This window comes from Vibrio mytili (assembly GCF_000830505.1).
GTDB classification, from domain to species: Bacteria; Pseudomonadota; Gammaproteobacteria; order Enterobacterales; family Vibrionaceae; genus Vibrio; species Vibrio mytili.
Window position 1 is genome coordinate 38352 of the sequence record NZ_JXOK01000019.1, and the last position, 14902, is coordinate 53253.

The 14902-nt window shown below is 42.7% G+C and carries 12 protein-coding genes and 1 riboswitch; of the genes, 6 read left to right on the forward strand and 6 right to left on the reverse strand.

Features of this window, described 5'->3' with window-relative positions; genetic code table 11:
- Position 1 precedes the first annotated feature (1 nt).
- The gene (gene cmoM, locus SU60_RS06830; protein WP_041154934.1) at positions 2-793 is read right to left on the reverse strand and encodes a tRNA uridine 5-oxyacetic acid(34) methyltransferase CmoM; all 792 of its coding nucleotides are present in this window, start codon (positions 791-793) and stop codon (positions 2-4) included.
- Positions 794-907: 114 nt separating this feature from the next.
- Between cmoM and elyC the strand changes: the two genes are divergently transcribed.
- Positions 908-1708, forward strand: coding sequence for an envelope biogenesis factor ElyC (elyC, locus tag SU60_RS06835; RefSeq protein ID WP_041154857.1), 801 nt, complete (start codon positions 908-910; stop codon positions 1706-1708).
- 107 nt (positions 1709-1815) lie between these two features.
- Here elyC and torR read toward each other — a convergent pair whose 3' ends face one another.
- Positions 1816-2532, reverse strand: coding sequence for a two-component system response regulator TorR (gene torR, locus SU60_RS06840; RefSeq protein WP_041154858.1), 717 nt, complete (start codon positions 2530-2532; stop codon positions 1816-1818).
- 264 nt (positions 2533-2796) lie between these two features.
- Between torR and torD the strand changes: the two genes are divergently transcribed.
- From torD to SU60_RS06865, 5 genes are all read left to right on the forward strand, one after another.
- Complete coding sequence (torD, locus tag SU60_RS06845) at positions 2797-3444, forward strand: molecular chaperone TorD (RefSeq protein ID WP_041154859.1); 648 nt, start codon at positions 2797-2799, stop codon at positions 3442-3444.
- Between the two features lie 378 nt (positions 3445-3822).
- Entirely contained in the window at positions 3823-4827 is a 1005-nt protein-coding gene (gene purR / locus SU60_RS06850; protein WP_041154860.1) for an HTH-type transcriptional repressor PurR, read from the forward strand.
- Between the two features lie 278 nt (positions 4828-5105).
- Positions 5106-5195: riboswitch (cyclic di-GMP riboswitch) on the forward strand.
- Between the two features lie 116 nt (positions 5196-5311).
- On the forward strand, positions 5312-5902 hold the full coding sequence (locus tag SU60_RS06855; RefSeq protein ID WP_041154861.1) for a TfoX/Sxy family DNA transformation protein: 591 nt from the start codon (positions 5312-5314) through the stop codon (positions 5900-5902).
- 114 nt (positions 5903-6016) lie between these two features.
- Positions 6017-6706, forward strand: coding sequence for a TVP38/TMEM64 family protein (locus SU60_RS06860; RefSeq protein WP_041154862.1), 690 nt, complete (start codon positions 6017-6019; stop codon positions 6704-6706).
- Positions 6706-7029, forward strand: coding sequence for a putative signal transducing protein (locus tag SU60_RS06865; protein WP_041154863.1), 324 nt, complete (start codon positions 6706-6708; stop codon positions 7027-7029). The genes SU60_RS06860 and SU60_RS06865 overlap by 1 nt, the downstream gene beginning before the upstream one ends.
- Positions 7030-7345: 316 nt before the next feature.
- Here the strand turns inward: SU60_RS06865 and SU60_RS06870 are convergent, their stop codons facing one another.
- From SU60_RS06870 to topA, 4 genes are all read right to left on the reverse strand, one after another.
- The gene (locus tag SU60_RS06870) at positions 7346-8149 is read right to left on the reverse strand and encodes an alpha/beta fold hydrolase (protein WP_041154864.1); all 804 of its coding nucleotides are present in this window, start codon (positions 8147-8149) and stop codon (positions 7346-7348) included.
- 130 nt (positions 8150-8279) lie between these two features.
- Positions 8280-9752, reverse strand: coding sequence for a glycogen synthase GlgA (gene glgA / locus SU60_RS06875; RefSeq protein ID WP_041154865.1), 1473 nt, complete (start codon positions 9750-9752; stop codon positions 8280-8282).
- The gene (glgC, locus tag SU60_RS06880) at positions 9742-10959 is read right to left on the reverse strand and encodes a glucose-1-phosphate adenylyltransferase (protein WP_041154866.1); all 1218 of its coding nucleotides are present in this window, start codon (positions 10957-10959) and stop codon (positions 9742-9744) included. Before glgC ends, glgA begins: the two co-directional genes overlap by 11 nt.
- 958 nt (positions 10960-11917) lie before the next feature.
- Positions 11918-14548 carry a type I DNA topoisomerase gene (gene topA / locus SU60_RS06885; protein WP_041154867.1) on the reverse strand — a complete coding sequence of 877 codons (2631 nt, stop codon included), beginning with the start codon at positions 14546-14548 and terminating at the stop codon, positions 11918-11920.
- Positions 14549-14902: the final 354 nt, after the last annotated feature.

Below are 14902 nucleotides of genomic sequence, written 5' to 3' on the forward strand. Positions count from 1 at the left end.
GTTATTCCTGTTTATCATTCTTCTTGGCCCACACATGAATGTAGCGGCCCAATGAGAGGTATGGCTCTTGTCGACAAAGTTGTTTTTCTAGCGCCAACACATCTTCAAACTGGTAGTCTCCCATGTATTGCATATTTCCTATGTAATCACTAAAGGATCGAATACCAGACTTGCCACAAATACGAAAACCCGCGTCTTCAATCCACTGATAGACGTCTTCTGGCTTCAAGCCTTTTTGTGGTTGTAGTTTAAATCTTTTTCGGTGAGGCATGCCGTCTAAAATGTGAGGAATGTTGCCACAAACCACGTTTTTGTAGACTAAACCATGATGGTTATAGAACATCACCGATGCAATGCCCCCGGGTTTAACTTGTTCCAACACTTTATCCAGTGCAGTTTTTGGTTCAACCAACCACTCCATCACCGCGTGGAACATAACAAGATCCACCGGCTTTTCCATATGTTCGTTAATGGACTGAACCGGTGAATGAATCAATCGATACTGCTCAAGCAAACCGTTTTTTTCAATCTCCTGTTTGGCTAGTTGCAGCATTTCCGAAGATAGATCACATAACGCGACTTGATGTCCGAGCTTAGCAAGCTTTTGCGACAATTGGGCCAATCCTCCACCAGCGTCAAGTACGCTTAGGGGTTGCTGGTCTGCGCCTAATTCACTTAGAATCGTTAGAAAATCTTCCCACACAATGATTTGACGGATCTCTCCTTTGTCGGAGCCGTATATATTTTTTGCAAATTTGTGGGCGATATCGTCGAAATTGCGGTCTTCTGTCACTTCTGCTGAGTTATCATAACGGATTGTGCCGCTATTCTGGCACAAGGAAAGCAGGAATAAAGAGGGATATCCTCATTTTTATTATCAATTGATGTTTTTTCGGACTATTTATGTATGTTTGAGCTGAAAAAAGTAATGTCCGCCTTGCTGATGCCCCTACCGGCACTGCTATTGATAGGTTTATTCGGACTTGCTCTCATTAGTTTTACCCGTAAACGTAAAACGGGTTGTTTCGTTGTTTTATTCTCTTTTGTTGGTCTCTTCTTGGTTGCGTTTCAACCCGTTTCAACTAGCCTACTAATGCCATTAGAACGTCAACACAAAGCGTTTTTACCCGTATCCGACTCCGTTGATTACGTCATGGTTTTAGGTAATGGCCATGTGGTCGATGACGAGATTCCACCGACCTCCCAATTAAGTCGAGCAGCATTGATGCGCCTTACCGAGGGCATACGTATTTTGCGCATGTACCCAGGTGCCAAGCTTATTTTGTCTGGTTATGCGGGTGGTTCAGAAGTCAGCCACGCACGTATGATGGCCAACGTCGCACTAGCACTTGGTGTCGCAAAATCGGACATTATTTTATTAGAGGATGCGAAAGACACCTGGGAAGAAGCAAGACAAGCAGCAGCATTTGTACAGCAAAAAGGCATTGTGTTGGTCACATCAGCAAGCCATATGAGCCGCGCTTTATATGAGTTCAACGCAGCAGGCATTAAACCCTTCCCTGCGCCAACCAACTTCTTAGCGACAGATGAAATTAATCAAGCATGGGATAAATACGCTCCAAAAGCCCGTTATTTAGAGCAAACCGAAATATTTTGGCATGAGTTTTTAGGCAGTATATGGCAACGACTGCGTGATACCGTTGGACAAACTCCGATGGTCGATCCAGAGCCATCAACCACCAATTAAAGCATGGTTAAAACCGTAAAAAATAAAAAAGGAGAGCAACGTTGCTCTCCTTTTTTATTTTATTAGATTTGTCTAGATTTTGGTTTGAACGAAATGGAACGCAAAAACTAGTCGCCTGCGAACATATACCCCTCACCATGAACCGTAACAAAAATTTGTGGGTTCTTAGGATCAAACTCCATTTTTGCGCGCATGCGTCGAATAAGTACATCGATGGTGCGGTCGTTTGGCGCATCAACACGATGGCTGATCATGTTTAATATACGCTCTCGACTCAACACTTGATTTGGGTAAGAAGACAACGCTACCAACAACTCATACTCGGCTTTGGTCAGTTTAACGGGCTCATCATTGCGACTTAAAGCTCGACGCTGAATATCAAACGTCCACTCCCCAAAACGAACGATATGCTGTTCGTCTTTCGCGTTTGCCGTCTTGTTCGATCCTTGTCGAGCCGTTGAAATCCGCCACAGCAGGTTTTTGACTCGAACTAATAACTCTCTTAATTCAAAAGGCTTTGTTACGTAATCGTCAGCCCCCATTTCTAGGCCAACGATTTTATCTATGCTATCCGTGCGTCCTGTTACTAATATAATGCCAATATCTGATTGACTGCGTAACTCCCGGGTCAACATTAATCCATCTTCTCCCGGTAAGTTGATATCCAACATAATAAGATCGACACCATCATTTGATTGAAGCACTTCACGCATTTGTGCGCCACTCTCTGCTTCGCTGACGGTGTAGCCTTCATGTTGAAAGTAACCCACTAGTTTACTGCGGGTTACGACATCATCTTCTACGACTAATACGTGATAGCTCATTTACACCACTTTCTTTTGTGATTTACCGGATCGTATTCTATTCATAATCATTAACATTTCTAGTCATTGTTCGCCAAAAAAGCAAGATTTAACGTTTTTCTTGATTCAAAACAATCTAACGAACACCTATTAACAACTGCATATATTTCAGCATAAATCGTCACAAACATAGTTACTGCTATTCATTTTAATTGATTACACTTATACCCATAACCTCAAACGAATTTATGATGCTCAAGAGAGTGCATTAGCAGGAGCCAAATAATGCAAGAACTTAAGGCTTTCAACGAAAAACGCGCTGAAATTTACTGGTGGTTTTCCAGTCTGTTTGCCAAAGAGTTGACAGAGAAAGAACTAGAGGCGTATCACAGCGTGGAGATAAGAGGCTTTCTATCTGGTTTGGGCGAGAACCCAGCCCTGAAGCCCGCAGTCGATACATTGACTGATGCTCTGAATCGGTTGCAAGTGCGTCACGATGCTCAGTTGGAGCTAGCCGCAGATTTCTGTGAGCTGTTTTTGAAAACACACAAGCACGGTGCACTTCCCTACGCTTCTATGTACATCGGTAGCTCTGGATTACTTAATGATAAACCAGCAGAAGAGATGGAAAGATTAATGGCAGAATTTGGCGTACAGGTGGATGCTAACTTAAATGAACCCGCAGATCACTTGGCCGTAGAGCTCGACTTTTTAGGCAATATGATCATTCGTTCCAACGAGTTTGAACAAGAAAAGCACATGGAAGAAGCTTTCCTAAAACAAAATGACTTTATTCAAAACCAGTTGATGACATGGCTACCCCAATTCGGTAAAAAGTGCTACCAGCTTGATGAGTTCGGCTTTTATTCCAGTGTGACTCAGTTGCTCATTGCATTTTGTAAACTGGACAGTGGTTATCTGATTGGGGAATAATTATAGCTAATCGTTGTTCTCTGCAAAATTGTGACTTCAAATACACTAAACTGTTGTCCAAAGCATTGCCTGACTGGTGACATCGGGATAAAATGTGAGCGCAAACGATTACATATATTATTTACATGCAAACCGCTCATTTCAGCGGTTTTTGTGTTTTTTGGTTCAATGACTTTCCGTAAATGAAAACAGACAAGGATCATTGAACTCCGCTACTAAAAGCCTTTACCAATAATAGAATAACCAATAGTAGTCAACGCGATCTACTCGCTCGTGGTGCGTATTTATTACATGCAATAAAGTGAATGCAAGCACTTTCGCACAGCCGGTTTTCTCCACTAAGGTATAATCATAGTAGCTCGATACAGGACACTATTTATGGCCACTATAAAAGACGTCGCTCGCTTAGCCGGCGTTTCAACCACTACAGTTTCGCACGTTATCAATAAAACGCGCTTTGTTGCAGAAGCAACTCAAGAAAAAGTCATGAAAGCGGTTGATGAGTTAAATTATGCCCCTAGTGCGGTAGCTCGTAGCTTAAAATGTAATTCAACCAGAACCATCGGTATGTTGGTGACTCAGTCAACCAACTTATTCTTCTCTGAAGTCATTGATGGTGTTGAGAGTTACTGTTACCGACAAGGTTATACTCTGATTCTATGTAACACAGGTGGCATATACGAAAAACAACGTGACTATATTCGTATGTTGGCAGAAAAGCGTGTTGATGGCATCTTGGTTATGTGCTCCGATTTAACCGAAGAGCTAAAAGAGATGCTTGACCGTCATGCTGATATTCCAAAGGTGGTCATGGATTGGGGGCCAGAGAGCTCTCAAGCAGATAAAATCATGGATAACTCAGAGGAAGGTGGTTACATAGCAACTAAGTACCTAATCGATAATGGTCATACTGATATTGCGTGCTTAAGTGGTCACTTTGAAAAACTGGCTTGTAAGGAACGTATTCTAGGTTTCCGTCGTGCTATGGCTGAAGCTGATCTCCCTGTAAACGAGGATTGGATTCTAGAAGGTAACTTTGAATGTGACACTGCCGTATTGGTTGCCGATCAGATCACCGCTATGAAAAAGCGTCCAACAGCGGTCTTTTGCTTCAACGATACAATGGCACTTGGTTTAATGAGCCGATTACAACAAAATGGCATTTCAGTGCCAGATGATATTTCTGTTGTGGGCTATGACAATATTGAGCTGGCAGAGTATTTCTCACCACCACTTACAACCATTCACCAGCCTAAGCGCCGTGTTGGTAAAAATGCGTTCGAAATTCTGCTTGAGCGAATTAAAGATAAAGAGCATGAGAAGCGAATTTTTGAAATGCAGCCTGAGCTGGTCATCCGCAATACGGTTAAAAAACTCAACTGAGTAAAATAGTCTAACAAATAAGCACCTGCGCAAGGTGCTTATTTTTTTCTTAAAAATAACATTTATTAAACCCCCATCTAACTTTTCACAAAACCTCACAAAATAACTCTTTGTTTTATTGTCACTTAATGCAATAAAAGCGTTCTCTTGCTGTGTTAATTGACCACATCAGATAATAAGAATCACAATGCATAGTTACGCATTATTTACTGAACGAACATCACACTTTATGAGCTGAAATGTGATATTGATTCAATATCCACAGTATTCTGAAAATGTCACGCACAGGGCAAACCATTTGAAAGAATGGGACGCAAAGCTTCCGGCCTGAACCCTATTTTTTAGTGGAAGGTAGCGGGGTTGCCGATGGCAAATATGCATATAATGAGTTTACCCTTTAATGACATTGTTACTACATGCATTTGCTAATCTCTCGGACCTGATTTTTGGTGGCGTAATATGAATTACACCGAGATAAGACATCATGGATAAACCAATACTCAAAGACTCAATGAAGCTGTTTGAGGCACTTGGCACGATCAAATCGCGCTCAATGTTTGGCGGCTTCGGGCTGTTCGCAGATGAGACTATGTTTGCTCTAGTAGTGAACAATCAGCTTCATATACGAGCAGACCAGCAGTCCTGTTCTCAGTTCGAGAAACAAGGACTAAAACCGTACGTGTATAAAAAGCGCGGCTTTCCCGTTGTTACTAAATACTATGCTATTTCTAGTGATTTATGGGAATCTCGTGAACGTTTATTGGACGTTGCACAACAATCTCTTAAATGCGCAAAGTTGGAAAAAGTCGAGCAAGCCAATACAAAACCAACGCGGTTAAAAGACTTACCTAACCTTCGGTTAGCAACAGAGCGAATGTTGAAAAAAGCCGGAATTGAATCCGTAGAACAGCTCGAAGAAGAAGGCGCATTAAACGCATACAAAGCAATCCAAGATACGCACAGCACCTCTGTAAGTATCGAACTACTCTGGGCTTTAGAAGGCGCGATTAATGGTACTCACTGGAGCGTGGTTCCGCAAACTCGTCGGGATGAACTAAAAAGCCAACTTCAGTAACATCCGTTTTCAAGTATCATCAAACCGCAGTTTTATCTGCGGTTTTTTTTGAAATTTTTTCCTCTCTTAACCTGTCTATACATTTTGTGATATCTAAGTGGAACTGCATAATGGATAAAAAAAAAGATCGTCGGGTTAATCCTTGTTACTGTCATCGTAATCTTAGCGACATACTTTAGCCCCTATTTGACCTTAGAAAATGCCAAAGCCCAGCAAGCCGATTTAAACGCTTATATTGATAAAAACTTCATCTTGGCAGCGGCGGTGTACTTCTTCACCTATATTGTCGTTACTGCTTTATCGATTCCTGGCGCCGCGGTGGTCACCTTACTCGGTGCAGCACTTTTTGGGTTTTGGTCAAGTTTGTTGCTAGTCTCTTTTGCCAGTACGATTGGAGCGACAGTGGCGTTTCTAAGTAGCCGCTATTTGTTGCAAGAGTGGGTACAAAATAAATTCGGCAAAAAACTCGAGGCCATTAACAATGGTGTCAAAAAAGACGGTTCGTTCTATCTGTTGTCGCTGCGTTTGATCCCGGTATTTCCTTTTTTCTTAATCAACCTTTTAATGGGGCTAACGCCGATGTCAGTCGGCCGATTCTACCTGATAAGCCAAATAGGTATGCTACCTGGAACCGCCGTATACCTAAATGCAGGTACCCAATTAGCTAGCATTGAAAGCCTCTCCGATGCCGCGTCGCCCTCCATATTAGCCTCTTTGGCTTTACTTGGGTTGTTTCCTATCATCATTAAGTGGGTAATGATGAGGTTCATGCCCAACATTCAAAGCAAGAGAAATAATACTTAATGAAGATATTTATCGCTAAGAATCCAGCTGAAGCCCATATTGTCTGCGAGTTGCTAAAAGCAGAGCAGGTATGTTGTGAGGTACGTGGAGAGGGGATCTTTGGGTTAAAGGGTGAATTGCCCTTTGGGGAAGACACGGATCCTTATGTTTGGTTGTTGAATCCAGAGCAACACCGCCAGGCAGCGATAATTATTGAAGGCTATGAAAAGCAAACGCAACCAAACGTATTTCCGGATTGGCAATGCCCTCATTGCTTAGAGAACAATGAAGGGCAATTCGGTGCTTGTTGGCGGTGTGGGTATCACATTGATGGAAGGGACTAGGTATTAGGGTTCTAGGGTCCTAGGTTCTAGGCCCTAGAAAAAGATTACTGATTACTGATTACTGATTACTGATTACTGATTACTGATTACTGATTACTGATTACTGATTACTGATTACTGATTACTGAAATTTATCCCATGCATTCAGCTTGTCAACGTCATGCCAGCGAGCTCAATCGTGACGCTATTCTGTATTCTGTATTCTGTATTCTGTATTCCCTAAAATACAACACACCAATCCCAATACGAGAATACTGAAGCTTCGAGTATCTCCCCCTCTAGGATCCTAGGACCTATAACCCTAGGACCTTACTAGTTAAGCCATTAAGCTTTGTCGCTTTATGAATTCAATGGAATGTTGATTAAAATCGTCCGGTCGCTCAACATTACAAACATGCCCACAGTTAGGAATTTCACGAAGTACGCTTAACTTATGTGCCGCAACCATTTCTTTAACAGGTTTAATGAACATATAGTCCCTATCCCCCATCAAGTATAGTGTTGGTATTGGCAACTCTCTGTCTTTGAAATACTTCATTAATGGGTTCACATCCGCCGCTAATACAAACCAACGTTTGAACTCTTTTTGACAAAGTTTCTTAGCTTCTCGAATAAATAGATGCCTCGATTCACGTTGATTCCTCTGTGGCATCACAACATAAGCAAATAACTTATATAACCACATATAAGGTAAGATGTGCTTGCAGAAGTTTCCTGACTTCACCAGAATTTGTGAGCGTGTATTCAACCGAGTCACCGCACCACCTAACACCATTGAGCTGACCCTTTCTGTCGCAAGCTCTGCTAGGTTGCGCACAATGATGGTGCCCAATGACATACCAACAAAATGCGCCGACTGGATCTTTAAGTGGTCCAACACCTGTAAAATATCTTGCGTCACTTCAGTAAAGGTATAGCGGCTGGTAATCAACTCTTTAAGCAGCTTATTTGACTTTCCATGCCCTCTTAGATCGATAAGTAACAAATTAAAGTGCTGCTTATACGCCTTAATTTGCTTAAACCATATCGAAGAGCTGCCTCCTGCACCGTGCACAAATACAACCCACTCATTGCTGGTAGGATGTAAATAGGTTTTATGAAAGAGTAGCGCTTGAGTCATATTCCAACATGAAATGTAATGTTACTAAGTACGGTCGGCAATCCTACCACACTCCGGTGAGCCGACATAATCAAGGCACCAACTTTGGTGCCTTAGTTACCATTTAATTACGATTGCGCTTGGGTAACGCCTAAGTAAGTCTAGACGAATGTAACGCAGAGTGATAGAGCAGCAAATATTGTTCTGCGGCTTTTCGCCAACAAAAATCTTTTTGCATCGCGTAAAGCTGCACACGTTTCATCTCTTCGTGATCTTGTACATATAGTAACAAGGCTCTTAACATCGTAAGTAACAGAGCTTGTGGGGTAGGATCATAGAAGACAAAACCCGTCGCTTCTGCACGATTGACATCATAGTCAACCACACTGTCTTTTAGACCACCGACACCACGTACGATTGGCAACGTCCCATAAGCCATGCTGTAAATCTGGTTCAGTCCACAAGGCTCAAATTCAGACGGCATTAAGAAGAAGTCAATGCCGGCTTCAACCAAGTGAGAAAGCTCATTATCATACGCTTCGACAAAGACGAACTTATCGGAATGTTTCGCTGCCGCCTCGTCCAATTGCGCGGCCAGTACGGGATCGCCTGTACCGACGATAACCAACTGCACATCGTGCTTAAGAAAGTCTTCCAAAGCCGGGAGTAGATAGTGAACACCTTTTTGCGTCGTCAGACGACATACCATGCCGAACATGGCACAGTCTCGCTCTTCTAACCCAAGGCGTTGCTGTAATACCCTTTTGGAAGCAAGTTTGCCATCACTCATACTTTGGTGGTTCGCTTGATAATTCAGCGGTAGAAAGCCATCGGTTTCAGGATTCCACGCACTATAATCACAACCATTGAGAATCCCCACCAAGTCATTCGCGCGATGTTGGAATTCCCAAGCCATGCCATGACTGCCAAGTTCCGTTTTCAACTCTTCAGCGTATGTTGGACTTACTGCGTTGATCTTATCCGCATTCATCACACCCGCTTTCAGCATAGTGATGTGTGTGGCGCTAATCGCAGCGTCTGGAACATTTCGACTATGAAACTCAGGCAAACATTGAACATCATCGTAGCTAAACACGCCTTTGAATACCGCATTATGTATTGAAAGCACGCTGTGCGTATTGATGAAAAATGGATCCGCGTCATAACGATGTTTGAGAAGAAAAGGGACCAACCCTGTATGCCAATCGTTGGCATGAACAATATCTGGACGAAAATCCAATTTTGGCAGCATATCCAAGCAAGCAGCACTAAAAAACGCAAAGCGCTCGCCGTTATCAGGATAAGCTTGATTATTTTCCGCGTACATAGACGGGCGATTGAAATACGGCTCACAGTCTATTAAATAAACAGGTACGTCACCCAAAAACAACCTCAGTACACGATATTCTGTGTGTGGCCATGAGGTGAGCTTTGTTTCTAACATCACCTCTGCATCACCTAGCCTTTCGATACCTTTGTACGCTGGAATAGTAATACGTACGTCTTGCTGAAGACCGTGAAGCGCTTCTGGCAGTGCCTTGGCTACATCAGCCAAGCCACCACTTTTAATCAATCCTTCGACTTCAGACGCTACGAACAGTATAGACAAGTCGTTAGTAGCCAACTTTTGCTCCTTTAGGAACGACTACGATACCGTCATCTGACACATGGAAGTGTTTTTTATCTTCTTGAAGATTCACTCCAATTTGTGTGCCAGGTGCAATATCAGCGTTCTTATCCACTATGACACGACGTAAAACGCAGCCTTCACCGACTTTCACGTCTCCTAGGAGTATACATTCGCTGATATCGCAAGCAGATGCAATATTACTACGGAAACCAAGCACAGATTTTTCGATACGAGAACCACGCACATAGCTGCCGTTACATACTAAGCTATCGATGATTTGTACTCTTCCATTATCCGAATCTGTAAATGTCGCTGGTGGCAGCGGCGGATAATAAGTATGCAGAGGCCACTTACGGTTGTAGAGTGAAAAAGGCGCATCTTTCTCTAGCAGATCCATGTGGGCTTCCCAGTACGCATCGATGGTACCGACATCTCGCCAATAAACTTCTTCTCTTTCACCGGTGATTTTGTTGGTACTGAAGTCATAAACGAACACATCGCCACGAGGGAACATTTTAGGAATAATGTCTTTACCGAAGTCGTGCGATGAGTCTTCGTTGTCCGCATCTTCCTCGAGTTCAGAAAACAGGGCGTTCGCTTCGAAGACATAGTTACCCATAGATACCAGTGCAAACTCTGGATCGCCTGGGATCGATTTTGGGTTGGCTGGTTTTTCTTCAAAGCCAATCATTCGACCTTCACTGTCCACTTCAATCACACCAAACTGAGAGGCTTCTCGTAGCGGCATGCGTAAAGCAGATACCGTTAGTGATGCGCCTTTGTCAGTATGGAAATCGATCATCTGCTTAATATCCATCTTATAGATATGGTCTGAACCAAAGATGCACACTTGATCCGGCTCTTCGAGTTGCATAAATCGAAGGTTCTGATAGATGGCGTCAGCCGTTCCTTCGTACCATCGTTTGCCAGTACGCATTTGAGCAGGAATTGGATCGATAAATCGGTCAGTAATACCGTTAATATTCCAACCTTTTTTTAAGTGGTGGAAAAGCGATTGGGATTTAAATTGAGTGAGGACATAAATGCGCATTAAATCAGCATTTACAAAGTTGTTAAGAGCGAAATCAATCAGTCGATAACTTCCGCCAAAGGGAACCGAGGGTTTACTGCGAGATTCCGTTAAAGGTCTCAATCGAGAACCTTCACCGCCAGCAAGAATCATACCCAATACACCAGCCATTTGTTGTCTCCATGTCATTATAGCTTGTCATTGATATTCACCATATGAGTACTGCTTTGGGGAGTAAGGTGAATACCCTGTTATTATTGCGATTGCTATTGTTATTGTTATTGCTATTACAACAACGTTGAACGTACCTCAGCAGGCACCTAAACGCATGTTGCTTATTCTCTGAATCAACATCCAAATTTTTTATTGTCGATTATTGGCTTTTTAGATGTCGGAAAATGTGTTTTATTGCATCCTTTGTGTAACAAACTATCCAAAATGTACAATAATTACAATTTATGATGGGCAAATTTGTACGCTAAATAGAATATTATCACCCAACACGATATGCAGGTCACATAAGATGAGCCGAGGTATCACAACGTGAAAACAATCTACAAACCGAATGACTACACTTTAGATTCAACTTGCAACCAAACAAAATTAGAGCTTTAATTCGGTTCTCAAAAAAACACATCTTTGCCAACCTTTACTGCTTTTTTTCTTTATCTATATATAAGATTAGCACTGATAGCGATTGATACACCTCAAACATGTTAAAACATTATGATGCCTTAACTTTCAAAAAGTATATTTATAAATTTTAATAATAATAAAAGCATTAAATATCATATCGTTATACACATAAATCACTTAAGCACTATCGAAACGCTAAGCAAAGCCACTTATTTTATTTTTAGAATTAATCTCCCAAAATGTGATGGATACCCACCTTCAAAGATAAGAGTTGATCACTTTAAGACTAGCGCTTGGATATGACTATTAAATGACTGAGGACAATCTAAAGGTTTGAAGGTGATTCAAAAAATGGTTTCCACCCGCAGCAGTCATCTTCTGGTGAGGATAGGATTTGAACATCATCGCTTAGACAACAACGATAAAAAATAGGGCAGCGATATCGCTGCCCTAATAATTGGGCGTTCAAATAGCCTAATATTGAATGTAGTGTTTACGCTTTCGCTTTTTTACGCTTATCGGTAATTTCCCATTTACCTTCAACGTACAGAGCAGTCCAACCACTTGGCTTACCGTCTTCCTCTGAGCGAACATAGTTTTCTTTCGTCTTGCGGCTAAAGCGGACGACAGTCGGACGACCATCTGGATCTTCTTGCGGCGCAGTAGCGAGGTATTTGAACTTCTCAGGAAGACGTTCTTCATATTGTGCTAATTCAGCGACCAAAGGAGCACGAGTTTCACGAGATTTCGGGAAGTTACTCGCAGCCATAAACAGCCCAGATGCGCCATCGCGCAGAACGAAGTACGCGTCCGAGTTTTCGCAAGGTAACTCAGGGAAATGTACCGGATCTTCTTTTGGTGGCGCGACTTCACCGTTTCTTAGGATTTTACGCGTGTTTTTACAGGTTTCGCTGGTGCAGTCCATGTATTTACCAAACCGACCATTCTTAAGCACCATATCTGAACCACATTTGTCACATTCGACAACAGGTCCATCGTAACCTTTGACTTTGAACTCGCCATATTCGACAACATAGCCTTCACAGTTCGGGTTATTACCACAAACGTGCATCTTACGTTTATCATCGATTAAGTAGGCGTCCATCGCTGTTTCACAAATTGGACAACGCTTTTTCGCACGTAGCGCAGCCGTTTCAACATCTTCCTCGAGGACATTAATAACACCCTCTTCGTCACCTAAGTTGATGGTGGTTTTACAACGCTCTTTCGGTGGTAGTGCATAGCCAGAACAGCCAAGGAACACTCCAGTAGAGGCCGTACGAATTCCCATTGGGCGACCACATGTCGGACATTCGATATCCGTCATGACAATATGGTTGAGTTTCATGCCGCCTTCAGATTCATCAAGCTCGGCTTTTTCAAGGTCACCGGTAAAGTCACTGAAGAAATTATCCAGTACCGCTTTCCAATTCACCTCACCTTCTGCGATTTGGTCGAGTTTTTGTTCCATTCGCGCAGTAAAGTCGTAGTTCATTAAATCATTGAAACTGCTGTCGAGACGATCGGTGACGATTTCACCCATTTTCTCAGCATAGAATCGACGTTGATCGACTTTTACGTAACCGCGATCCTGAATTGTGGAAATGATAGACGCGTAAGTTGACGGACGGCCAATCCCTCGTTTTTCCAACTCTTTAACCAATGCCGCTTCAGTAAAACGCGCTGGAGGCTTGGTAAAGTGCTGTTTTGGTTCGAGTGATTCTAGGTTCAACTTATCACCTAATTGCACTGCAGGAAGGATTGTATCTTCGTTTTTACCCATTGGACGTTGTACTCGCGTCCAACCATCAAATTTAAGGATACGGCCTTTTGCCTTAAGCGTATACTCATCGGCTTTTACGCTGATGGTTGTAGAATCATATTCCGCTGGCGTCATCTGACAGGCCACAAATTGATTCCAAATTAACGCATACAGTTTGTGCGCATCTGAATCAACACCTTGAAGATCTTCTGCTTTCACATCAACACTTGAAGGACGAATCGCTTCGTGCGCTTCTTGAGCCCCTTCTTTACTACCGTACGTCAAGGGTTTCGCGGGCAGGTACTTACCACCAAACTCGGAACCGATAAAATCACGTACAGCGTCAACAGCCTCAGAACTTAAGTTTGTTGAGTCTGTACGCATATAGGTAATGTAACCCGCTTCGTACAAGCGCTGTGCCAGCATCATGGTCTTTTTAACGCCATAGCCTAAACGCGTACTCGCGGCTTGCTGCAACGTAGATGTTATATAAGGCGCGGATGGCTTACTTTTTGTTGGGCGGTCTTCGCGTTTACAAACTTCGTAGCTCGCGTTTTCCAACACAGACATCGCGGCTTTAGTTTCGGTTTCGTTAACAGGCTTGAACGCCACTCCGTCTTTTTGTGCGACAAGAAGTTTGAAGTCCGATTTATCTTTAGTCTTAGTATTGGCGTGAATGTCCCAAAACTCTTCTGGTACAAACGCATTGATTTCGCGCTCACGCTCGACCAGCAATTTTACTGCAACCGACTGCACACGACCTGCTGAGAGTCCGCGTGCGACTTTTTTCCATAACAGTGGAGACACCATGAAGCCCACCACTCGGTCCATAAATCGGCGCGCTTGCTGGGCATTAACCCCATCCATATTCAACTCACCAGGGGTCTGGAAAGCTTGTTGGATAGCATTTTTCGTAATTTCGTTAAATACGACTCGCTTGTATCGCTCTTCATCGCCACCGATGATCTCACGAAGGTGCCATGCGATTGCTTCCCCTTCGCGGTCCAAATCGGTTGCGAGATAAACGCAATCAGCGTCTTTGGCGAGTTTTTGTAGTTCATTGACGACTTTTTCTTTACCCGGAAGGATTTGGTAGTTCGCTTCCCAGTCATGATATGGGTTAATCCCCATTTTTTTGATCAGTGCTTTACGGTCTTTTTCTTTTTTAACACGTGCTTTTTCTTCAGCGCTCATCCCTTTTGTCGAGATGGCAGGCGCTTTTTTCTCACCAGTGCTTTGACCAGCCGTAGGCAGATCACGAACATGACCAACACTAGACTTAACAATAAAGTCTTTACCAAGGTACTTATTTATTGTCTTTGCCTTGGCCGGTGACTCCACTATAACGAGTGATTTACCCATAACTGACTCTAACGTCCTTCATAAAAATGCAGGTAAAAACCCCAACTAAAGAGTTTTCCGCATGCTGTTCTATTACATTGCTTCTTTTTTTACTATTGTGCGAGATGAAAAGAAGATCAACTGGTTTTTTTGAAATTAAGCTCCAATTGGTTGACAATTCATCGTCTCTATATACCTAAATAACCTCAAAACACACGGTTTGACAGGGGTGACGTGGTTTAAGTCGCAAACTGACCCAAATTGGAATTTTCTTCGAGCTGACGCAAGATTGCTGCACTAACACCAATACCTGAGGTCACTGGCACTTTGAAGTCACTTAGGTATCTCTGAAAGACATATTGTGAAAGGTACTGA

What these genes read in the sequence shown, in the direction of transcription:
- elyC (WP_041154857.1), top strand. Translation starts at nt 908, where the DNA reads ATGTTTGAGCTGAAAAAAGTAATGTCCGCCTTGCTGATGCCCCTACCG.
- torR (WP_041154858.1), bottom strand. Translation starts at nt 2,532, where the DNA reads ATGAGCTATCACGTATTAGTCGTAGAAGATGATGTCGTAACCCGCAGT.
- torD (WP_041154859.1), top strand. Translation starts at nt 2,797, where the DNA reads ATGCAAGAACTTAAGGCTTTCAACGAAAAACGCGCTGAAATTTACTGG.
- purR (WP_041154860.1), top strand. Translation starts at nt 3,823, where the DNA reads ATGGCCACTATAAAAGACGTCGCTCGCTTAGCCGGCGTTTCAACCACT.
- SU60_RS06855 (WP_041154861.1), top strand. Translation starts at nt 5,312, where the DNA reads ATGGATAAACCAATACTCAAAGACTCAATGAAGCTGTTTGAGGCACTT.
- SU60_RS06865 (WP_041154863.1), top strand. Translation starts at nt 6,706, where the DNA reads ATGAAGATATTTATCGCTAAGAATCCAGCTGAAGCCCATATTGTCTGC.
- SU60_RS06870 (WP_041154864.1), bottom strand. Translation starts at nt 8,149, where the DNA reads ATGACTCAAGCGCTACTCTTTCATAAAACCTATTTACATCCTACCAGC.
- glgC (WP_041154866.1), bottom strand. Translation starts at nt 10,959, where the DNA reads ATGGCTGGTGTATTGGGTATGATTCTTGCTGGCGGTGAAGGTTCTCGA.
- topA (WP_041154867.1), bottom strand. Translation starts at nt 14,548, where the DNA reads ATGGGTAAATCACTCGTTATAGTGGAGTCACCGGCCAAGGCAAAGACA.